This window comes from Vulcanococcus sp. DEBay_Sum22DG08_74 (genome assembly GCF_017852955.1).
In the GTDB taxonomy this organism is placed as follows: Bacteria; Cyanobacteriota; Cyanobacteriia; order PCC-6307; family Cyanobiaceae; genus Vulcanococcus.
Map to the genome: position 1 here is coordinate 1 of NZ_JAFMKL010000003.1, position 19,681 is coordinate 19,681.

A 19,681-nucleotide genomic window follows, 5' to 3' on the forward strand; every position below is an offset into this window, starting at 1 on the left:
TCGGTGAGCACAAGGAATGGGGAACGCTGATCTTCAACTACAGCCGCAACGAAGTCCGCAACTTCCTTGTTGCCAACCTGATCTATTGGTTTGAGCAGTTCCACATCGATGGCATCCGCGTCGATGCGGTGGCCTCGATGCTCTACCGGGATTACCTGCGTCCCGATGGCGAGTGGATTGCCAATGAGCACGGCGGGCGGGAGAACACCGAAGCGGTTCAGTTCCTCCAGCAGGCCAACCACGTGCTCTTCCAGCACTTCCCTGGGGCCCTCTCGATTGCCGAGGAATCCACCACCTGGCCGATGGTGACCAAGCCCACGGACATGGGCGGTTTGGGGTTCAACCTCAAATGGAACATGGGCTGGATGCACGACATGCTCGATTACTTCGAGCTCGACCCCTGGTTCCGCCAGTTCCACCAGAACAACGTCACCTTCTCGATCTGGTACGCCTACACCGAGAACTTCATGCTCGCCCTGAGCCACGACGAGGTGGTGCACGGCAAGAGCAACCTGCTCCACAAGATGCCTGGGGACGACTGGCAGAAGTTCGCCAACACCCGGGCACTGCTGGCCTACATGTGGACCCATCCCGGCAAGAAGACCATCTTCATGGGGATGGAATTCGGCCAACGGGCCGAATGGAATGTCTGGGGTGACCTGCAGTGGGATCTGCTGCAGTACGAGCCCCATCAAGGCCTGCAGTGCTTGGTGGATGACCTGAACGTCTTCTACAAGTCACAACCAGCTCTCTGGCGGGATGACTTTGAGGAGTACGGCTTCCAATGGATCGACTGCAATGACAACCGTCATTCAGTCATCAGCTTCATGCGCCGGGAGAGCACGACCGGCCAATGGTTGGTCGTGGTGGCGAACTTCACCCCGCAAAGCCACTCGCACTACCGGGTGGGCGTGCCGCTGAGCGGCTTCTACACCGAGGTGTTGAACACTGATGCCGCCCGTTATGGCGGCAGCAACCTGGGCAACCTCGGCGGCAAGTTCACCGACGAGTGGGGCATTCACAGCTACGAGAACTCCCTCGATCTCTGCCTGCCCCCCCTGTCGGTGCTGGTCTTCAAGCGGGATGAGAAGCGCAGCCAGGAGGGCCAGGCTGCCGGCGAGACTGAAGTTCATGACGATGCGGCGGAACCCGGCGCCTGGAAGGCCTCAATCGGGGGTCTGCTCGGGTAGGTTCCAAGGCCCCTTCGCTGGTCCTCATGTCTTCCAACGCCCCTCTGCTGCTGCGCGCCGCCCGTGGTGAGCAGGTGGAGCGTCCTCCGGTCTGGATGATGCGCCAGGCCGGCCGGTACATGAAGATCTACCGCGACCTGCGCGACAAATACCCCAGCTTCCGCGAGCGCTCGGAGAACCCGGATCTCTCCTACGAGATCTCGATGCAGCCGTTCAACGCCTTCAAGCCCGACGGCGTCATCCTCTTCTCCGACATCCTCACGCCCCTGCCCGGCATGGGCATTGACTTCGACATCATCGAGAGCAAGGGGCCCCAAATCCAGGACCCCATCCGCTCGATGGCCCAGGTGGAGGCCCTGACTCCCCTGAACCCGGCTGAGACCATGCCTTTTGTGGGTGAGGTGCTGGGCCGCCTGCGCCAAAGCGTGGGCAACGAGGCTGCCGTCCTCGGTTTTGTCGGTGCCCCCTGGACCCTGGCGGCCTACGTCGTTGAGGGCAAGAGCAGCAAGAACTACGCGGTGATCAAGGCCATGGCCTTCCGCGAACCCCAGATCCTGCACAAGTTGCTGGATCACTTCGCCGAGTCGATCGCCAACTACCTGCGCTACCAGATCGATTCCGGTGCACAGGTGGTGCAGATGTTCGACTCCTGGGCCGGTCAGCTGAGCCCAGCTGACTACGACACCTTCGCCGCGCCCTATCAAAAGAAGGTGGTGGACCTGGTCAAGCAGACCCACCCCGACACCCCCTTCATCCTCTACATCTCCGGCAGCGCTGGCGTGATTGAGCGGATGGCCAAGACCGGTGTGGACATCGTCTCCCTGGACTGGACCGTGGATATGGCTGAAGGCCTGGCCCGCATGCCCGAGCACATCGGCGTTCAGGGCAACGTGGACCCCGGCCTGCTCTTCGGCAGCCAAGACGCGATCCGCGATCGCATCGACGATTGCGTGCGTAAGGCCCGCGGCCGGAAGCACATCCTGAACCTGGGTCACGGCATCCTTCCTGGAACCCCTGAAGAGAACGGTCAGTTCTTCTTCGAAGCCGGCAAGTCCGTGATGGACCGCCTCGGAGCTGCGGTTTGAGTTCGGCCCCCGCACGGATCCTGATTACTGGGGCCAGCGGCTGCGTTGGCCAGCACATCGCTGATCTGCTCTACCGCGAGAGCGACGCCGAGCTGTTGCTCTGGCTTCGCGATCCCAGCAAGCTGACCGCCGTCCCGGCCAACGATCCGCGCATCACCCTGTTGGTGGGCGACCTACGCGATGTGGAACCCCACCGCGCCCAGATCGCCTCGGCCACCCGCATCATCCATACCGCCACCGCCTGGGGCGATCCCGAACGGGCCCAACAGGTGAACGTGGTGGCGGTGAAGCAGATGCTGGCGGCCACCAATCCAGAGGTGCTGGAGCAGGTGGTCTATTTCTCCACCGCGAGCATCCTCAACAAGGACCTGAAGCTGCTGCCGGAGGCGATGCCCTACGGCACCGAATACATCCAAACCAAAGCCCAGTGCCTGGAGCAGCTGGAGCAACATCCCCTGGCCCAGCGCATCGTGGCGGTGTTCCCGACACTTGTGTTTGGCGGACGGGTGGACGGCGGCGGCAAATTCCCCACCAGCTACCTGACGGCCGGACTGAAGGAAGGCGCCCGCTGGCTCTGGCTGGCCAAGTGGCTGCGGGCCGAGGCCAGCTTCCACTTCATCCATGCGGCCGACATCGCCCGGGTTTGCGTCCACCTGGCGACCCATCCCCATCAGCCCAATCCAGAGGTCGGCCAGGGTGCCGTCCGACGCTTGGTGCTGGGACAGCCGATGGTGACGGTGGATGAAACCGTCAGACGCCTCTGCCGCTGGCGCCGCGCCTGGTACCCACCAGTTGGCCTGGATCTCCAGGGTTGGCTGATTGAAGGCCTGATCAAGCTGCTGCGGATCGAAGTGAATGCTTGGGATCGTTTCTCGATCCGCCAGCGGCACTTTGTCCACGACCCGATCAGCCCTCCGGAGCGCTTTGGCTTGGTGAGCCATGCGCCCACGCTCGAGGCGGTCTTCGAGGACGCCGGGCTGAAACACCGGGGCTAATCACAACAGGAGGTTTCAAATGTTGCGAACCTCTGCAGCAAACGCGACGAGGGCCACTTCGGCCTCTTAATTTGGCCAGGTTGCACGAGCTCAGATGCGCCGTCTCCTCTCCCTGATTGCCCTTTGCCTGGCGCTGGTGCTGGGTGCTTCCCCCAGCTTCGCCGCTGATGCCGACCACGGCGCTCAAATCTTCTCCGCGAACTGCGCTGCTTGCCACATGGGCGGCGGCAACGTGGTGAACGCCGAGCGCACCCTCAAGAAAGAGGCCCTCGAGTCCTACCTCGCTAACTACAGCGCTGGTCACGAAGAGGCCATCCAGTACCAGGTCACCAATGGCAAGAACGCCATGCCCGCCTTCGGCGGCAAGCTGAGCGAAGGTGACATCGCTGACGTCGCTGCCTACGTCGAGTCCCAGAGCCAGAACGGCTGGGCCTGATCTCTCAGACCCCACAGACCAAACCGCCCCTTCGGGGGCGGTTTTTTTATGCCTGCTAAAGGCGAGAGCCGTTGCCGTACAAGGCTGAGCGCGCGAGGGTGAACGATGCGCAACAGCCAACGCCATGGGCAACCGCACAGGCCACGACAGGAGCAGAACGACTCAAGAGCAATCGGTCGTGGACTTTCTCAAGCGCTCGAAACTCGCCGCGATTCCACCGCTCAGAAATGCAGCTGACGGCGGTACGGGCAGTGCACAACAAACCGCCGAGCGCCACTGGAGTCAGGACTGAGCCAGAGCACGCCGGGCCTCAAGCACCTCGAGATAGAGCGCCTCATCCACCTCGCGGATGTCGTATTCACTCGGCAGGCAACCATGCTGATGGCGATGCACCACAAGCCAGCAATTGCGCTCAGGGTCGCGGGCTGTGCCGTCGAAGGTGAAGGACTCCTGGGCTAACCGCTGCACCAATTCAGACCGGGAGGGTTCTTGCTCTGCTGAATCGACGGGCATCTCGGCGTGTCTTGACCAGACTGGAGTCACTGGACCCAGCCATGATGGCGAGAGAGAGAGCCTGGCCGCTACTGCTGCTGAGCCTGACGCTGCTGGGGACGACGGTCAAAGCCCAGTCCAGCACTGATTTCGCCCCACTCGAACTGATTCAAGGAGGGGGAACACCGGCGGCGATTGGGCCGAATGCGCTGCGCGTCCTTGAGGCCAAGCGCTGCCGACTGGTGGTCAACCCCGAGCTGCCAGCACTCCAACCCCTACGGATCGCACCGAGCGCCGTTGCGGCGAAAAACCGGCTGGGCTGTCTCTCCCCGGCGGATGCGATCTACGGAGCCGACGGCTGCCCGACCAGGCTCTGCAGCCAGACCAGTGGTGTCTTGACCCTGCCGGCTGCCCAATAGAAAAACTCTGGACACACTGAGGAGGACTCCTCTCATTCCGCAGCAACGGTCATGTTCAAGTCGCTGGTGAAGACCTCTGTGCTGGTCGCAACGACCGCTGTACTCAGCAGCCTTCCTGCCCTCGCCCAGGTGAGCGCCGCCAACGTCCGGGCCCTCAATTCCGCCCGCAACTGGGCTGTGGATAACAACGGTGGCCTGAGCGTCTATCGCCCCGCCGCCTGCATGTTCAACACCGGTGATGGCGGCGGCAGCTGCCTGACGCAGAACAACAGCCAGGGCTTCCGCTTCAAATTCCTCGGCGGTGCACCCGGCTGGCAGCAGCAGGGCACTCCCGCCACCACGGAAACCGAGATCCAGATCTCAAGCGATGGCCGCACGGTCAGCAACGTCATCTACAACGGCTCGCCCCGCTGATCGGAAAACCGTCCGGAGCGGACGGCCTGCATCCCCGAGGGGTGGAGGACCGAAGCTGCAACTTCGGTTCTCCCCTCCTTCAAAGCCAAACAATCGCCATACGGTTTGGTCACCACCCAGTTGAGGGAGGACCGCCATGCATCCCACCGCCGAACTGTTTACCGAGAAAGCCTGGGCCTCAGTTGTTGCAGCGCAGCAGCTCGCGCAGCAGCGCCGGCAGCAGCAGATGGAAAGCGAGCATCTCTTCGCCGCGCTCCTGGCTCAACAGGGTCTAGCCAATCGGTTGCTGGAGAAGGCCGGGGTGGATGTGGGGACCCTCAGCCAGACCATCGAGGCCTACATCGAAGGGCAGCCATCCCTGAGCTCTGCGCCTGAGAACGTCTATCTCGGCAAAGGACTCAACAGCGTCCTGGATCAAGCCAATGGACTCAAGGAGTCCTACGGCGATAGCTACATCGCCATCGAGCATTTACTACTCGCCCTGGCGGGTGATGATCGCTGCGGCAAACAACTGCTCAAGCAAGCCGGCAGCGATGCCGCCCAGCTCAAAGAGGCCGTTCAGGCGATTCGCGGATCCCAGAAAGTGACTGACCAGAACCCCGAAGGCACCTACGAATCCCTGGAGAAATACGGCCGCGATCTGACCCAGGCGGCCCGCGATGGAAAACTCGATCCGGTGATCGGTCGCGACGAGGAGATTCGCCGCACGATTCAGATCCTCAGCCGCCGCACCAAGAACAACCCCGTTCTGATCGGTGAACCCGGCGTGGGCAAAACGGCAATCGTCGAAGGGCTCGCCCAACGGATCGTCAATGGAGACGTCCCCCAGGCCCTGCAGAACCGTCAGCTCATTGCCCTGGACATGGGGGCCCTGATCGCCGGGGCCAAGTACCGCGGTGAATTCGAAGAGCGGCTCAAGGCTGTGCTCAAGGAGGTCACGGCCTCCGAGGGACAGATCGTGCTGTTCATCGACGAAATCCACACCGTGGTCGGCGCCGGTGCCAGCGGTGGCGCCATGGATGCCAGCAACCTGCTCAAGCCGATGCTCGCCCGCGGTGAGCTGCGCTGCATTGGCGCCACCACCCTTGATGAGCATCGTCAGCACATCGAGAAGGACCCGGCCCTGGAGCGCCGCTTCCAGCAGGTCTTTGTCGATCAACCCACAGTTGAAGACACCATCTCGATTCTGCGGGGCTTGAAGGAGCGCTACGAGGTGCACCACGGCGTGCGCATCGCCGACAACGCCCTGGTGGCCGCAGCAGTGCTCAGTAGCCGTTACATCGCTGATCGCTTCCTGCCGGATAAGGCCATCGACCTGGTGGATGAATCCGCCGCGCGCCTGAAGATGGAGATCACCTCCAAGCCGGAGCAGATCGACGAACTCGATCGCCGCATCCTGCAGCTGGAGATGGAGAAGCTCTCGCTCGGACGTGAATCCGATGCCGCCAGCAAGGACCGGCTGGAGCGGCTGGAGAAGGAACTCGCGGACCTCAGTGAGCAGCAAAGCGCCCTGAATGCCCAGTGGCAAAAAGAGAAAGGCTCCATCGATGAGCTCAGCTCAATCAAAGAGGAGATCGAGCAGGTGCAGCTGCAGATCGAGCAGGCCAAACGCAGCTACGACCTCAACAAGGCCGCCGAGCTGGAGTACGGCACCCTGACGGGTCTGCACAAAAAGCTGGCCGCCAAAGAAGAGGAACTCACGGGCGAGGGCGATGACAAGTCGCTGCTGCGTGAGGAGGTCACTGAAGACGACATCGCTGAGGTGATCGCCAAGTGGACCGGGATTCCTGTGGCCAAGCTGGTGCAAAGCGAGATGCAGAAGTTGCTGCAGCTCGAGGATGAACTGCACACCCGGGTGATCGGCCAGGAGCAGGCGGTGACCGCCGTGGCTGACGCCATCCAACGCTCCCGCGCTGGTTTAAGCGATCCCAACCGCCCGATCGCCAGCTTCCTCTTCCTCGGCCCCACCGGTGTGGGCAAGACCGAGCTCTCCAAGGCCCTGGCCTCCCAGCTGTTCGACAGCGAAGAGGCGATGGTGCGCATCGACATGTCCGAGTACATGGAGAAGCACACCGTCAGCCGTCTGATCGGAGCGCCTCCGGGCTACGTCGGCTACGAGGAAGGAGGACAACTCACTGAGGCCGTTCGCCGCCGGCCCTACGCCGTGATCCTCTTTGACGAGGTGGAGAAGGCGCACCCCGACGTCTTCAACGTGATGCTGCAGATCCTCGATGACGGTCGCGTCACCGATGGCCAGGGGCGCACGGTGGATTTCACCAATACCGTCCTGATCCTGACCAGCAACATCGGCAGCCAGTCGATTCTGGATCTCGCCGGTGATCCCGCTCGCCACAGCGAGATGGAAGCACGAGTCAATGAGGCCCTGCGCGGACACTTCCGCCCCGAGTTCCTCAACCGACTCGATGAGTCGATCATCTTCCACAGCCTCAAGCAGGAGGAACTGCGGCAGATCGTGGAGCTGCAGATCCAGCGGCTGGCCAAGCGCCTAGAGGACAAGAAGCTGGGGCTGCAGGTCAATGCCGATGCCCTCGACTGGCTCGCCGGGGTTGGCTATGACCCCGTCTACGGCGCCCGCCCGCTGAAGCGCGCGATCCAGAAGGAGCTGGAGACGCCGATTGCCAAGGGGATCCTCGCGGGGCAGTTCAGCGCCGGTCACGACGTGGCCGTCGACGTGGAAGGCGAGACGTTGCGCTTCCAGCAGGTGGACCCCAGCAAGCTGCCGCTGTTGGTCTAGTCCCTCGAACTAGCCGGGTTGGAGCGCAATCCCCATGTTGCGCTCCAACCAATCGGCCAGAACCAGCAGTCCCCACTGGCGCGCCCAGGGCCTGAGGTCAACCCGCCGCGATGCCGCCTTCAGATCCAGTTGAGGAAGACCGCTACTAGCCGATGGCGAGCGGAGCCACTGGTCAAAGGGAATCACAAACCCACGCTTGGGGGCGTCCTGCAGAACCGCCGTCACCTCCGGGAAGGCATCCCGCAGCAGTTGCTTCCCCTGGGCCAAGCGCTCTGAGGCGGCGATGGGCGCGAGAGCCTCAAAGAGAGCGACATCGACCAGCGGCACCCGAAGCTCCAGTGAACTCGCCATCGAGAGGGCATCGCTATCGCGCAGCAGCATCGCTCCCATGTAGCTCGACGTCTCGAGCCAGGCGATCTGATCGGCGAGACTTGCCGCCTCCAACCCCTCATGCAGGGGAGGCGTTGATGGAGCGGGGAGATCCCAGAGCTTGATCAAACGGGAGGCCTCGCGGGCTGAAAAAATCGTGCGCATGCAGCGGTGGGCCGCGGGCACACCGGGCGGACTGGCCAGGTAGTCCGAGAAGCGCTGGAGCTTGGCACGCTTGATGGGCCGAATCAGCTGGGAAGCGGCCCAGGCGGCCGGTCCAAGCCGTTGACGCAGCGCCAGCAACTTCGGAACGGTTTGGAACAGCGGGTAGCCGCCGAAGAGTTCATCGCCCCCCAAGCCACTCATCACCACCTTCAATCCGGCATCGGCCGCCTCAGCTGAGACGCAGTAGGTGTTGAAGCCATCGGTGCTGGGTTGATCCAGGGCATCAAAGAACGCCGGCAGACGGGACCAGGCCTTGTCGCGTCGCAACAAGAGGCGGCGATGGTCGGAACCAAAGCGTTGGGCCACCTGCTCGGCGAGGGCACTTTCATCGAAAGCCTCCTCTTCAAAACCGATCGAGAGGGTCGTCAGCCGTTGGTCAGAGGCCGCCAGGATCGCCGATGAATCCAGGCCGCCAGAGAGGAACAGACCCACGGGCACATCCGAGACCATGTGCGCTTCGACGCTCTCCTTAACGGCCCTGCGTGTTCGCTCCACCAAGTCGCCATAGGTGTCGCCCTTCTCCTCGCCAAAGCGGGGTTGCCAAAAGCGTTCAATCGTCAACGCGCCGTTGGCCCAACGGGCCAGATGGCCGGGCGGCAGGGCGTTTAATCCTTCGACCAAGGTCCCGAGCTGGGGAACGCAGCCGAACATCAGGTAGTGCTGCAGCGCCTCCCCATTGAGTTCACGAGGGATTGATCCGCTGCGCAGCAGCGCCCGCACCTCCGATGAGAACAGCAGGCGTTGGTCTGTCGATCGGTAGAGATAGAGCGGTTTGATCCCAAAGGGATCCCGGCCCAGCAGGGCGCTCTGGCGCTCCTGGTCGAACAGGCAGAACGCGAACATGCCGCGCAGGCGAGGCAAGGCTGAGGCCCCCTCACGGATCAACAGCCGCAGGAGCACCTCGGTGTCGCCCGTGGAGACAAAGGTCTCACCCTCGGCCTCCAGCTGGGCACGCAGGGTTTTGTAGTTGTAGATCTCGCCGTTAAAAACCAGCCGATAGCGCCCGCAGGGGGACTGCATCGGCTGGTGCCCCGCCGGGGAGAGGTCCTGAATCGAGAGCCTGCGGTGGATCAGGGTGCAGGTCGGGCTCTGCCAAATCCCGGCGTCGTCAGGGCCGCGGTGGACCAGGAGTTCAGCAATGCGCTCGGCTTGGGCGCGAGGCATGGTCTCGGCCGATCCACGCGTGAGTTCGCCTGCCAATCCGCACATGCGAGGCGATCCTCAGTGGGGTGAATCTACGGTCAAAGCAACGCGCTGATCCGCTGCGCCAACTGCCGATCGAGGTTGGAGAGCCCACCGGTGTCATGGGTGGTGAGATCGACGACAACCCGGTTCCAGACGTTGCGCCACTCCGGGTGATGGCCCATCGCTTCGGCGATCAGGGCCACCCGGCTCATGAAGCCAAAGGCCTCGTTGAAATCGGCAAAAACCAACTCTCGGTGGAGCTTTCCATCCACCAGGCTCCAGCCAGGCAACTGCTGCGGCAGCTGATCGATCTCAGCCGGAGTCAGCGGAACAGCAGCCATCAGCAACCCATCCAACAGCCCTCAGCCTGGCGCGGCTCAACCGAAGCGGTAGTGCTTGCGTACAGGCTGATGCACATCCCAGTGGCAGGAGAGACCGGACGCAAAGGTGACCAGATCACCGGCACCAAAGCGCACCGGTTCACCGCCCTCGGGAGTCACCGTGACATCCCCCTCCAGCAGCAGGCAGGTTTCCTGCTCGTCGTAGGTCCAAGGGAAGGAGCTGATCTCGCAGCTCCAGATCGGCCACTGCTCCACCCCCAACGCCTCGAGCTGGGCAGGCTCAGGCCCATGGACAACGGTGATTGATGAGGCCATCAACGGCTGCCAGAACTGGGGCCATTCTCAAGGGCCAGATCGTGCAAGCGATCGATCAGCAGATCAATATCCGTGTCCTCCTCAGGCTCCGGTGTGGTCTCCCTGCGGCGCCGCACCTCCTCCGCCAGTCGCTCGGCATTGCGCCGCGCCAACTGGGTTGAAGGCGAGAGGTCCCGGCCACGCAGGGATGCCAGTTCCGCCTCCAAGGCCTCCACCCGCTGTTGCAGGCGCGTCAGCGCCGCGGTCAGTTCCTCGAGAGAAAGCGTCATCACTCACTCCCCGACCAGATGGGCCGCGACCCGCCTGCACTGGGGCCTCGAACGGTGCTCCCAGAGGTAGACCGCCTGCCAGATGCCAAGCAGCAACTCCCCATCCACAACGCTCAGGGAGAGGGTTTGGCTGGTCAGCGCCGAGCGGATGTGGGCGGGCATGTCGTCGGGCCCCTCGTCGTCATGGCGATAACGGCGCAGGAAATCAGAGCCATCCAAGGCGCCATGGGCGACCTGAGGAACCACGGCCTCCATCCAGGCCGCCAGGTCATCGAGAACTCGGGGATCGGCGTTCTCATTAATGGTCAGGCTGCAGCTGGTGTGGAGAGCACTCAGATGCAGGACGCCCTGACGCAGGCCCGTGGAGCGAATCCAGCGGTTCAGCTCAGGGTCGATGCGCAAGAACCCCTTGCCGCTGCTGTTGAACTCGAATTGCTCGAGCGCCTGCTGCAAGCCCATCACTGATCCAGCGCAACCCGGCTCCAGTCAAAGCGATCAGCCACGGCGCCCCCTGGCCATCGTTCAGGCTGGGCAGATGACGACAGAACTCACACTCCTCTTTGACGGTGGCTGCCCGCTCTGTCTGCGGGAGGTGAATTTCCTGCGAAAAAGAGATCAGCACTCGCGGATCGCCTTTGTCGACATCAACGCCAGCGATTACAGCCCGGAGCAGCACCAGGGCATCAGCTACCGGCAGGCCATGGGGCGCATCCATGCCATCCAACGGAATGGAACGGTCCTCAGGGACGTCGCAGTCTTTCGCGAGGCCTATCGCCTGATCGGTCTGGGCTGGTTGTACGCCCCGACGGCCTGGCCCATCGTCGGACCGTTGGCGGACTGGGCCTATGGCCTCTGGGCCCACTGGCGCCTCGCCCTCACGGGACGCCCGAACCTGGATCAACTCTGCAACTGCCGCTTAGAAGCGACGGCGGATCAGACGCGCTGAGACGCGGGTATCCAACAGCAGGGTCAATAGCCCCACCATCAGCGAGAGCATCGCCACAACGAACAGCGGCACCACGATCGCCGTCAGGTCAATCACGGCGATCGCACTGATGAAGGTGACCGCCACCACGGCTGCCACCAGTACGCCGGTTGTGGTGACCGCTTCGCTGGCTCGGGTCAGCAGGGTCATCCGCCGCTTCAACAACGCCAGATCCATGGCTTCGTCCCGGATGCTCTGCAACCGCTGGGCCCGGTCCAGCACACGGGCCAGGCGGTTACTGATCACACTCAACAGGCCCGCGATGGCCGTCAGCAGAAACACTGGGGCCACTGAGAGCTGAATCGCCTTGGCCAAGCCGAGCATCGGTGAGCCAGCTCCGGGATCCATCGTCAGCCACATCGACAGGTCCACCTAAGCGAGGCGAGACAAAACTGCCAACCTGGCGGCAACCACTCACCGCCCCGTGACCCAAATCAACAGCAGCTACAGCGGGGACCTGCGTTGTGCCTCGCTGCACGGGCCATCGGGCTCCGCCCTGGAAACCGATGCCCCAACCGACAACCAAGGCAAGGGCGAGCGCTTCTCACCAACCGACCTGGTGGCGACAGCTCTGAGCACCTGCATCCTGACGATCATGGGCATCGTCGCCGAACGCCACGACTGGGATCTCAAGGGATGCACGGCCCGGGTGGAGAAGGTCATGACCAGCGAAGCCCCGCGCAAGATCGCCCAGCTCGAGGTCTGGATCGAACTACCGGCCCACCTCGATGAAAAGGCCCGCAAGATCCTGCGCAAAGCCGCTGAAAACTGCCCGGTCAAATTGAGCCTTGAAGGGGCCGTGGCGATGCAGCTCCACTGGAGCTGAGGACAGTGCCTAGGGTCGCGCCCAGAGCCGGGCATTCCCTTGAGCGCAGGACAGGCATACGCACAGCTTCGCGATCACCTGCACACCACCCAACTGCTCGGAGGGATTCAGAGCACGCTCTACTTCGACCAGAACACCGCCATGCCGCCGGGATCGGCCCACTGGCGCGGCGAGCAGCTGGCCCTGCTGGCGCTGCAGCTGCACGAGCGGCAGACCTCAACGGAATACGCCGATCTGCTGGCCAATGCCGAGGCCGAAGCAGGAGCCCAGGCCAGTCACGAGCAGCAGCGCAACCTCCAACTGTTGCGCCAGCAATGGGAGCGGCAGTCCCGCCTGGATCCTGCCCTGGTGGGGCAACTGGCCCAGGCCCAGGCCCAGGGCTACGCCCTTTGGCAGGAGGCCAAGCGCGACAACGCCTTCGCTCGCTTTGCCCCGGCCCTCCAATCCCTGATTGATCTGCGGCTCGAGCAGGCACGCCAACTAGCTCCGGCCGAACGGGATGCCTCGGGCCAGGAGCGAAGCCCCTGGGAAATCCTGGCCCAACCCTTTGAACCGGACGTCAGCAAAGAGGCGCTCAGCCGCTGGCTGCTTCCCCTGCGCAACGAGCTGCCGCCGCTGCTTGAGCGAGCCCAGGCGCTCCCCAAGGGCAGCACTGAGCGCTGGGATCTCAGCGACCAATCCCAGGAGAGCCTCTGCGATCAACTGCTGCAGGAGTGGGGGTACAACCCTGAGCGCTGCTGCCGGGCCCGCTCACCCCACCCGTTCTCCAGCACCCTGGGGCCGGATGACTTCCGGATCACCACCCGCGTCGTCGAGGGACAACCCTTCTCGGCCTTCCTGGCCACCGCCCATGAATGGGGGCACAGCCTCTATGAACAGGGACTGCCGCGCACGGGGGATCACTGGTTCCCCTGGCCCCTGGGGGAAGCCACCTCCATGGCCGTTCACGAAAGCCAGAGCCTCTTCTACGAAAACCGACTGGCCCGCAGCCAGGCCATGGCCTGCCGCTGGCATCCGCGTTTCGCCCAGGCCCTTGGCCAGGACGTCTGGGGGAGCAGCCAGGGGTTCTGGCGCGATCTCAATCCGATCGCTCCGGGATTGACCCGGGTGGAGGCCGATGAGGTCAGCTACGGCCTGCACGTGCTGCTGCGCTACGAGCTCGAGCTCGCACTGCTGGAGGGGGGGATGCCCGTTGAGGAGTTGCCCAGTGCCTGGAACCGGGCCATGAAGGAGCTCCTCGGCATCGAGCCGAGCAACGACCGAGAGGGCTGCCTGCAGGACGTGCACTGGAGTGAAGGACTCTTTGGCTACTTCCCCTCCTATGCCCTGGGACACCTGATCAGCGCCCAGATCAGCGAGACGATCGAAGGGCAGCTCGGTCCGATCGAATCGCTACTAGAAGCGGGCGATGACGCAGCCCTGGGCCTCTGGCTCAAACAGCGGGTGTACCCCCTGGGGCGCAGTGTCAACGCCATGGAACTGGTGGAGCAGGTTTCAGGCTCCCCCTTGAGCCATCACCCCTTCCTCCGCTACCTGCAGCAGAAGCTCGAACGACTCGCCGCGTGAAGAAACGGAACAAAGGTGTGCAAACGCTGACCGTTGCGCTCTGATGGGTCTGCGCGAAAGGAAAGAGATGGCAAATCAATTCCCCCGCAAGGCCAGTTTCGATCTCTCGCCCCAGCAGCATGGGCAGAGCGTTAACAGCCAAGACAGCAACTCTGCCGGTGCGGAAGCAACCAGGCGCAGTGAAGACGAGCGCTTGGTCAATGAAAACCTAAGCCGGATTTTGCAGTCCTCCAGCTATCAGCTGGCCCACGCCGATGAGGGACTGCTCTCCAGCGCGGAGATGCGCGGCGTCCGCATGTTGCTGGAAATCACCAAGCCACAGCAAATCCTTGAAGCCGAGGGCGTTGAGTCCACCATCATCATTTTTGGTGGGGTGAACATCATTGAGCGCTCCGCTGCCGAGGGGCGACTGGCCGCCGCAGAAGCCGAACTCGCCCGTAACCCCAACAGCGGCCCACTGCAACGGCAGTTGAGACGCAGCCAGACCCAGTTGGAGTTCTCGCGGTACTACGACGCGGCCCGTGAGTTCAGCCGGCTGGTCTCGGCGGACCAACAGGCCGGTCATCACAACCATGTGATCGTCACCGGTGGCGGCCCCGGAATCATGGAAGCGGCCAACCGCGGTGCCTTCGATGCCGGTGGACGCTCGATCGGTCTGAGCATCAAGCTCCCGGGGGAACCGGAGCCCAACCCATACATCAGCCCCGAGCTCTGCTTTCAGTTCAATTACTTCGCCCTACGCAAGTTCCACTTCGTCAAACGCTCGGCCGCTGCAGTCCTCTTCCCCGGCGGCTTCGGCACCCTTGATGAGCTGTTTGAAGTCCTGACACTCCGCCAGACCGCGATCAAGGGTCAGATGCCCGTCATCCTCTTTGGCAAGGATTTTTGGCAACGGCTGATCGATTTTGATTACCTGGCTGACTGCGGGCTGATCCGCGAGGAGCACCTGGAGCTCGTCAGGTTCACCGACTCAGCGCAAGAAGCCTGGTCCTGGATCCAGGCCTGCCAAGCCCAGCCGGATGAGGAAGATCCGAGCTCCGAGCTGCTCGCGGCCTAGGCCAAAGGCCGGTTCCGGGAACTCCGTAGGATGCCGCCCATCCTTAAGGCCCGCTGCCCTGATGGCGAACATCGACCACGCCCCAAGCCGCACGATGCTCAACCTGCTGCACGTGCTGCCGGCCTTTGCCGATGAAGCGGAACTGCGGCTGAACACCATCGTTGAGCTGAACAGCAACACGATCAACAAGTACGAGCTGATCACCGAAACCGGTCACCTCAAGCTCGATCGCGTCGGCTACTCCTCCCTGGCCTACCCCTTCGCCTACGGCACCATCCCCCGCACCTGGGATGAGGACGGCGACCCGCTCGACATCGAGATCGTCGGTGTGACCGAGCCCCTGGTGCCCGGCTCCCTGGTGGAAGCCCGCATCATCGGCATCATGAAATTCGACGACGGCGGCGAAGTCGACGACAAGGTCATTGCCGTGCTGGCCGATGACAAGCGCATGGACCACATCACCAGCTACACCCAACTCGGTGAGCACTGGCTGAAGGAAACCCAGTACTACTGGGAGCACTACAAGGACCTCAAGAAGCCCGGCACCTGCCGCGTCAATGGTTTCTTCGACTCCGCAGAAGCCGTCAAGATCGTCAAGGAGTGCGAGGCCCGCTACATGGAAGTCATCGCGCCCAAGCTGGTCAACTGATCGCAGCCAAGCCCCCAACCGGGGGCTTTTTTCATGGCTTGGAGTCTGCGGACGTTTGGGCTCGAGCTACGGCCCGCGCCATGCCGTCGCGGCTGGCCAATCCCTGCAGGGCCTTCACGGGAAGGCCCGTGGCAGGGAGGGCGCTGGGGAGATGGGGCAGGTCCGGCAGGGCGAGATCAAAGACCGGCAGTTGACGCAGGCCGTTGGGACGCAACTGATCTTCCAACTGGGCGAGGTTCGCGGAAGCCGGCAGCCAGAGCAGCTCCGAGCGCCGGCAGTCCGCCAAGGTGACAGTCGGCCCCAAGCCGGTGAGGGCCCGCTGCAGGTCAGCCAGGGTGACCAGGCCCACCACCCAGTTGTCCTGCTCGACCATCAGGCAGTGACCATGGGCCGAGAGCAGTTGCTGCAGCGCTGACTGGGCCGACTCCGCAGCATTGAGCACCAGCGGTGCCTCGGGCTCAAAGGCATCGAGCACGGGCAGGGATGCCAAGGCATGACGGCGCTGGTCCTCAATCAGATCAGGCCCCAGCAGACCGGGGTCAGCCAGGCCCTGCCAGCGCTCCACCAAGGCTGCACTCAGACCCGCGGCCGCCATCAGCGGCAGGACGATGCGGATGTCACGCGTGAGCTCAAACAGCAGCAAGAGGGCGGTCAAAGGGGCGCGGGCACTGCCGGCCAGAACCGCAGCCATCCCGACCATGGCGTAGGCGGGGGGTTCCGCCACCGGCAGGCCAAAACCGCTGTCCCCCAGCAGTTGGCCATAGACATTGCCCAGGACCGCGCCGGCAAACAGCGACGGAGCAAAACCACCACCCACAAAACCTGTGGCGCTGCTCAAGGCCGTAGCCAGCAGCTTCACCAGCAGCAGACCCACCAGGGTGAATAGGGCGATGCCGCCCCCACTGCCGAGCAGCGCCTCGATCGTGTCGTAGCCCACCCCAAGCACCTGGGGAAAGCCCAGGGCCATCAAGCCAATGGCCAAGCCCCCCAGGGCAGGCAGGGACCAAGACGGCAGGCGTCCCAGCAGGCGCTGGACCCGTGGACTCCGGCCAGCCGCCAGCAGACGCAGGAGCGCCAAGGACACTCCGCTCGCCAAGAGCCCCAAGCCCAGATAAAGGGGCAATTCCAGGGGCGAGCGCACCTCGTAGGCCGGCAGGCGAAAGATCGGGTCACTGCCCAAACAGAGCTGCGTGACGAGGGCGGAGGCCACCGCAGCCACCAGCACTGCGCGAATACTGGGACGGCCGGGGATGGTGCTGTAGCTGCCCTCAAAGGCAAAAAAGACACCGGCGATCGGGGCCTTAAAACCGGCCGCCAGTCCAGCCGCAACACCCGCCGCCACCAAGGCCTTCTGGGACTCGGGGGGCAGTCCGCCGCGCATCCCAAGCCACAGGCCAATGTTGCCGCCGCTCTCCACACTGGGCCCCTCAGGTCCAAGGGACGCGCCGCTGCCCAGGCTCAGCGAAGCGCCCAGCAAACGCTGAAAGGGCAGCTTGGGCTTGGCCTGAACCGCGCCGTCAGCCATGGCCATCAAGCTTGGCAGTCCGGGACCCAGGTCCCTGGACCACAGCCGCAGCAGACCGACCCCCAATCCCCCGAGCACGGGCATCAGCACCACAGGCCAGGAGGCCAACCACAGGGGAAGGGCACCCGTGATCGCTGGTGTGGGATCGGGAGGAAGCGGCGTGGGATCCGGCAAAAAGCCCACGCCCCCCAGGCCGATCTGAAGCAAGGCCCGCAGCGGTGTGCCGCTGTCGACCGGCAAGGGATCCACCGGCAGAACGGGCGGCTCGGGCTGGGTCTGTCCCACCAAGGCCAGGGCCCAGGACACGGCCGGGCCAAACAGACCGTTATTGATCAGGCCGAGCAGCTCGTGGAAGCCGACCACGGCCAATCCCGTCAGACCGCCAACGAGGGCTGCCCAGGCCAACAGGCTCCATTGAAACGGAAGGGGCCGAGCCTCATCGAGCTCAGGCGGGGCCCCGTCCGGAAGGGTGTCAGGCCTCGGGCCGAACGGTTGCAAAGATCTCCTCCAGGATCTCTCCTGCTCCCTGGGCCTTCAGTTTGTGGGCCAAGTCAATCCCCAGGGCTTCAGGGTTGGTTTGATCCCCCTGCACCTGATCGCGGATCAGACGCTTGCCATCGAGGCTGGCGACCATGCCGGTGAGCACGAGCTCGTCCCCTTCAAAACGGGTGTTCACACCGATGGGGACCTGACAGCCGCCCTCCAGTTCGCGCAGGAAGGCGCGCTCAGCCAGGCAGCGACGGGCGGTGGGAACGTGCTCCAGCACTTTGATCTGCTCCAGCACCTTGGCGTCGCCATCGCGGCACTCAATCCCCAGGGCCCCTTGACCCACGGCATGGAGGGAGATGGAGGGATCGATCAGCTCGTGGATGCGATCGCCCAAGCCCAGGCGACCGAGACCGGCGGCGGCCAGGATCAGGCAATCGAATTCGCCGGAATCGAGCTTCTCCAGGCGGGTGATGACGTTGCCGCGCACATCCTTAAAGGTGAGGTGCGGGTAGTGGTGACGCAGCTGGGCCAGACGACGCAGGGAGCTGGTGCCCACCACGGCCCCTTCAGGAAGGGTCGCGAGGGTCTTGTCCTTGTGCTTCTCGTGCACCACCAAGGCATCGGCGGGATCCTCCCGCTCGGTGATGCAGCCCAACATCAGCCCCTCAGGCAGGTTGGTGGGCAGGTCCTTCAGGCTGTGGACGGCGATGTCGGCACGGTCCACCAGCATCTGAGCCTCGAGCTCCTTGGTGAACAGACCCTTGTCCCCAATCTTGGCCAGGGCCACATCGAGGATCTTGTCGCCCTGGGTGGCCATCGCCTCGATGGTGATCTCGAGACCGTCATGGGCCTTGGCTAGCTCGTCACGCACCCAATGGGTCTGGACCATGGCCAGCTGGCTGCGGCGAGAGGCAATGCGCAGTTGGGAACCAGCCATCGGAATGCATCAAGGCAGCAAACAGCCGCCAAGCCTAGGGAGTGGTGTGCCCATCGCGGCCAAAGGCCGCAAAGTCTTGATCAGTCGTCGTTTGCGAAGAGGGCCAGGGGAAGGGGCCCCCAGGTGTCCTCGGTGCTGGGATCCACGGGGTTGTGTCCAGTGATCAACAGACCTTCGCCAAGGCCGCTCTCACGGCGCACCAAAAAACGACCGTTGTTCTGATTCGCCTTCAGGAAGACGGGACCCTCGATCGTCGCCAGCTCCTCACCGGCTGGATCCAGCTCCAGGGTCTCCCAGGAGAAGCGCTGCTCAAGCGCCCGCAGGGTCGCGACCGCAAGGGCTGCGGAGGGGGCCATCACACCCACGGTGAACCACTCGCAGGTCGCCATGGCCTGGGTCAGTTCCTCCAGCAGTTGCCCCTGCTCAGCTGAGGAGAGCTCAGGGGCCGTGCGCAGTCCCTTCAGTGATGCCAGCAGCGAGGGCCCGTCAGCCATGGATGGAGGAAGAGGTGGGGTGGTGCCGTTCCCAGACGGTGAAACCGGCTAGGCAGAAGCTGAGCCACACATAACCGACGGCCGCCCCAGCCAGGATGTCCGTTGGCCAATGGGCGCGGCAATAGAGGGTGCTCAGCCAAACCAAGGCGACCCAAAGACTCGAGAGAACAAACAACGGCCGGCGCAGCCTGGGGTAGTGGGCCGCCAGCAGGGTGCAGCTCATGAAATAGAAGACCACCGAACCCGCTGCATGGCCGCTGGGAAAACTGCGACCACTCAGCTCCAGCAGGCTGGCGTCGGGGCGGGGTCGATCAAACCAGGGCTTCAGCAAGCGATCAACGATCACCAAAATGCCGCCGGTTCCGGCCACGACGCAGACCAAATCAGGCCAGAAGCGCTTGAAGGCCAGGAAACCCAGAACAGCCAGGACCAAAACAGCGGTCACATGAATGCCACTGGCTTGATAGACAACCAGCAGCAGCTGTCCAAGCCAGGCGGGGATGCGCTGGTGCAGCCCATCGAGCAGGACGCGATCGAAGGAGTCCGGGGCATTGGCCTTGAGGGTTGGACTCACCACCAGCAAGACAACCGCAATGGCCAGGGTCAACAGCAATCGGCGCCGTCCAAGGGCGTTCAACCACTCACGCAGAAGAGGAGGCATGG

The 19,681-nt window shown here is 63.6% G+C and carries 23 protein-coding genes; 12 read left to right on the top strand and 11 right to left on the bottom strand.

Features of this window, described 5'->3' with window-relative positions; translation table 11 throughout:
* The 4 genes from glgB to petJ form a co-directional block, all read left to right on the top strand.
* On the top strand, positions 1–1,190 hold a 1,190-nt coding region (glgB, locus tag QZ184_RS00830; protein WP_296417708.1), incomplete at its 5' end, for a 1,4-alpha-glucan branching enzyme.
* A 26-nt stretch (positions 1,191–1,216) separates the two neighbouring features.
* Positions 1,217–2,275 carry a uroporphyrinogen decarboxylase gene (gene hemE, locus QZ184_RS00835; RefSeq protein WP_010316726.1) on the top strand — a complete coding sequence of 353 codons (1,059 nt, stop codon included), beginning with the start codon at positions 1,217–1,219 and terminating at the stop codon, positions 2,273–2,275.
* A complete protein-coding gene (locus QZ184_RS00840) occupies positions 2,272–3,270 on the top strand; it encodes an NAD(P)-dependent oxidoreductase (protein ID WP_296415955.1) in 999 nt (332 codons plus the stop codon). Before hemE ends, QZ184_RS00840 begins: the two co-directional genes overlap by 4 nt.
* A 94-nt stretch (positions 3,271–3,364) precedes the next feature.
* Positions 3,365–3,706, top strand: coding sequence for a cytochrome c6 PetJ (gene petJ / locus QZ184_RS00845; RefSeq protein ID WP_010316724.1), 342 nt, complete (start codon positions 3,365–3,367; stop codon positions 3,704–3,706).
* Between the two features lie 282 nt (positions 3,707–3,988).
* Here petJ and QZ184_RS00850 read toward each other — a convergent pair whose 3' ends face one another.
* Complete coding sequence (locus tag QZ184_RS00850; RefSeq protein WP_247477998.1) at positions 3,989–4,219, bottom strand: hypothetical protein; 231 nt, start codon at positions 4,217–4,219, stop codon at positions 3,989–3,991.
* Between the two features lie 44 nt (positions 4,220–4,263).
* Here QZ184_RS00850 and QZ184_RS00855 point away from each other — a divergent pair, with 44 nt between their 5' ends.
* From QZ184_RS00855 to clpB, 3 genes are all read left to right on the top strand, one after another.
* Positions 4,264–4,617 (top strand): hypothetical protein, encoded by a 354-nt coding sequence (locus tag QZ184_RS00855; RefSeq protein ID WP_296417710.1) that lies wholly within the window; start codon positions 4,264–4,266, stop codon positions 4,615–4,617.
* Positions 4,618–4,668: 51 nt separating this feature from the next.
* The gene (locus tag QZ184_RS00860; protein WP_247477994.1) at positions 4,669–5,031 is read left to right on the top strand and encodes a hypothetical protein; all 363 of its coding nucleotides are present in this window, start codon (positions 4,669–4,671) and stop codon (positions 5,029–5,031) included.
* A 136-nt stretch (positions 5,032–5,167) separates the two neighbouring features.
* Positions 5,168–7,786, top strand: coding sequence for an ATP-dependent chaperone ClpB (gene clpB / locus QZ184_RS00865; RefSeq protein ID WP_296417712.1), 2,619 nt, complete (start codon positions 5,168–5,170; stop codon positions 7,784–7,786).
* Between the two features lie 9 nt (positions 7,787–7,795).
* On the opposite strand, the gene asnB is transcribed toward clpB, so the two are convergent.
* From asnB to QZ184_RS00890, 5 genes are read right to left on the bottom strand one after another with little or no spacing between them, the layout of a single operon-like run.
* On the bottom strand, positions 7,796–9,589 hold the full coding sequence (asnB, locus tag QZ184_RS00870) for an asparagine synthase (glutamine-hydrolyzing) (RefSeq protein WP_296417714.1): 1,794 nt from the start codon (positions 9,587–9,589) through the stop codon (positions 7,796–7,798).
* A gap of 32 nt (positions 9,590–9,621) precedes the next feature.
* Positions 9,622–9,906 (bottom strand): 4a-hydroxytetrahydrobiopterin dehydratase, encoded by a 285-nt coding sequence (locus tag QZ184_RS00875; protein ID WP_296417715.1) that lies wholly within the window; start codon positions 9,904–9,906, stop codon positions 9,622–9,624.
* Positions 9,907–9,942: 36 nt separating this feature from the next.
* Positions 9,943–10,221, bottom strand: a complete 279-nt coding sequence (locus QZ184_RS00880) for a cupin domain-containing protein (protein WP_247477978.1) — start codon at positions 10,219–10,221, stop codon at positions 9,943–9,945.
* Positions 10,221–10,490, bottom strand: a complete 270-nt coding sequence (locus QZ184_RS00885; RefSeq protein WP_296415949.1) for a hypothetical protein — start codon at positions 10,488–10,490, stop codon at positions 10,221–10,223. The genes QZ184_RS00880 and QZ184_RS00885 overlap by 1 nt, the downstream gene beginning before the upstream one ends.
* A 3-nt stretch (positions 10,491–10,493) precedes the next feature.
* Positions 10,494–10,949: a secondary thiamine-phosphate synthase enzyme YjbQ gene (locus QZ184_RS00890; protein WP_363159398.1), complete on the bottom strand. Its 456-nt coding sequence runs from the start codon at positions 10,947–10,949 to the stop codon at positions 10,494–10,496.
* Between the two features lie 76 nt (positions 10,950–11,025).
* Between QZ184_RS00890 and QZ184_RS00895 the strand changes: the two genes are divergently transcribed.
* Complete coding sequence (locus QZ184_RS00895) at positions 11,026–11,436, top strand: DUF393 domain-containing protein (protein ID WP_296417718.1); 411 nt, start codon at positions 11,026–11,028, stop codon at positions 11,434–11,436.
* On the opposite strand, the gene QZ184_RS00900 is transcribed toward QZ184_RS00895, so the two are convergent.
* Entirely contained in the window at positions 11,407–11,847 is a 441-nt protein-coding gene (locus QZ184_RS00900) for a DUF2721 domain-containing protein (protein ID WP_363159400.1), read from the bottom strand. The two genes, QZ184_RS00895 and QZ184_RS00900, sit on opposite strands and share 30 nt — an antisense overlap.
* Positions 11,848–11,899: 52 nt before the next feature.
* On the opposite strand from QZ184_RS00900, the gene QZ184_RS00905 reads away from it, so the two are divergent.
* The 4 genes from QZ184_RS00905 (at position 11,900) to QZ184_RS00920 (ending at position 15,573) form a co-directional block, all read left to right on the top strand.
* Positions 11,900–12,301, top strand: coding sequence for an OsmC family protein (locus QZ184_RS00905; RefSeq protein WP_247477973.1), 402 nt, complete (start codon positions 11,900–11,902; stop codon positions 12,299–12,301).
* A gap of 39 nt (positions 12,302–12,340) precedes the next feature.
* Positions 12,341–13,867, top strand: a complete 1,527-nt coding sequence (locus QZ184_RS00910) for a carboxypeptidase M32 (RefSeq protein WP_296415945.1) — start codon at positions 12,341–12,343, stop codon at positions 13,865–13,867.
* Between the two features lie 43 nt (positions 13,868–13,910).
* Entirely contained in the window at positions 13,911–14,924 is a 1,014-nt protein-coding gene (locus tag QZ184_RS00915) for an LOG family protein (protein ID WP_296417724.1), read from the top strand.
* 61 nt (positions 14,925–14,985) lie between these two features.
* Complete coding sequence (locus tag QZ184_RS00920; RefSeq protein ID WP_010316702.1) at positions 14,986–15,573, top strand: inorganic diphosphatase; 588 nt, start codon at positions 14,986–14,988, stop codon at positions 15,571–15,573.
* Between the two features lie 31 nt (positions 15,574–15,604).
* Here the strand turns inward: QZ184_RS00920 and QZ184_RS00925 are convergent, their stop codons facing one another.
* From QZ184_RS00925 to QZ184_RS00940, 4 genes are all read right to left on the bottom strand, one after another.
* The gene (locus tag QZ184_RS00925) at positions 15,605–17,503 is read right to left on the bottom strand and encodes a chloride channel protein (protein WP_296417726.1); all 1,899 of its coding nucleotides are present in this window, start codon (positions 17,501–17,503) and stop codon (positions 15,605–15,607) included.
* A 67-nt stretch (positions 17,504–17,570) separates the two neighbouring features.
* On the bottom strand, positions 17,571–18,524 hold the full coding sequence (hemC, locus tag QZ184_RS00930; protein ID WP_296417728.1) for a hydroxymethylbilane synthase: 954 nt from the start codon (positions 18,522–18,524) through the stop codon (positions 17,571–17,573).
* A gap of 80 nt (positions 18,525–18,604) precedes the next feature.
* Positions 18,605–19,018 carry a DUF1824 family protein gene (locus QZ184_RS00935; protein WP_296415938.1) on the bottom strand — a complete coding sequence of 138 codons (414 nt, stop codon included), beginning with the start codon at positions 19,016–19,018 and terminating at the stop codon, positions 18,605–18,607.
* Positions 19,011–19,679, bottom strand: coding sequence for a phosphatase PAP2 family protein (locus QZ184_RS00940; RefSeq protein ID WP_296415936.1), 669 nt, complete (start codon positions 19,677–19,679; stop codon positions 19,011–19,013). Before QZ184_RS00940 ends, QZ184_RS00935 begins: the two co-directional genes overlap by 8 nt.
* Positions 19,680–19,681 lie beyond the last annotated feature (2 nt).

Coding starts and splice junctions, on each gene's coding strand:
- QZ184_RS00890 (WP_363159398.1), bottom strand. CDS start 10,949: ATGGGCTTGCAGCAGGCGCTCGAGCAATTCGAGTTCAACAGCAGCGGC.
- petJ (WP_010316724.1), top strand. CDS start 3,365: ATGCGCCGTCTCCTCTCCCTGATTGCCCTTTGCCTGGCGCTGGTGCTG.
- QZ184_RS00875 (WP_296417715.1), bottom strand. CDS start 9,906: ATGGCTGCTGTTCCGCTGACTCCGGCTGAGATCGATCAGCTGCCGCAG.
- QZ184_RS00855 (WP_296417710.1), top strand. CDS start 4,264: ATGGCGAGAGAGAGAGCCTGGCCGCTACTGCTGCTGAGCCTGACGCTG.
- QZ184_RS00940 (WP_296415936.1), bottom strand. CDS start 19,679: ATGCCTCCTCTTCTGCGTGAGTGGTTGAACGCCCTTGGACGGCGCCGA.
- QZ184_RS00895 (WP_296417718.1), top strand. CDS start 11,026: ATGACGACAGAACTCACACTCCTCTTTGACGGTGGCTGCCCGCTCTGT.
- asnB (WP_296417714.1), bottom strand. CDS start 9,589: ATGTGCGGATTGGCAGGCGAACTCACGCGTGGATCGGCCGAGACCATG.
- QZ184_RS00880 (WP_247477978.1), bottom strand. CDS start 10,221: ATGGCCTCATCAATCACCGTTGTCCATGGGCCTGAGCCTGCCCAGCTC.
- QZ184_RS00860 (WP_247477994.1), top strand. CDS start 4,669: ATGTTCAAGTCGCTGGTGAAGACCTCTGTGCTGGTCGCAACGACCGCT.
- QZ184_RS00915 (WP_296417724.1), top strand. CDS start 13,911: ATGGGTCTGCGCGAAAGGAAAGAGATGGCAAATCAATTCCCCCGCAAG.
- QZ184_RS00885 (WP_296415949.1), bottom strand. CDS start 10,490: ATGACGCTTTCTCTCGAGGAACTGACCGCGGCGCTGACGCGCCTGCAA.
- hemC (WP_296417728.1), bottom strand. CDS start 18,524: ATGGCTGGTTCCCAACTGCGCATTGCCTCTCGCCGCAGCCAGCTGGCC.
- QZ184_RS00935 (WP_296415938.1), bottom strand. CDS start 19,018: ATGGCTGACGGGCCCTCGCTGCTGGCATCACTGAAGGGACTGCGCACG.
- clpB (WP_296417712.1), top strand. CDS start 5,168: ATGCATCCCACCGCCGAACTGTTTACCGAGAAAGCCTGGGCCTCAGTT.
- QZ184_RS00920 (WP_010316702.1), top strand. CDS start 14,986: ATGGCGAACATCGACCACGCCCCAAGCCGCACGATGCTCAACCTGCTG.
- hemE (WP_010316726.1), top strand. CDS start 1,217: ATGTCTTCCAACGCCCCTCTGCTGCTGCGCGCCGCCCGTGGTGAGCAG.
- QZ184_RS00850 (WP_247477998.1), bottom strand. CDS start 4,219: ATGCCCGTCGATTCAGCAGAGCAAGAACCCTCCCGGTCTGAATTGGTG.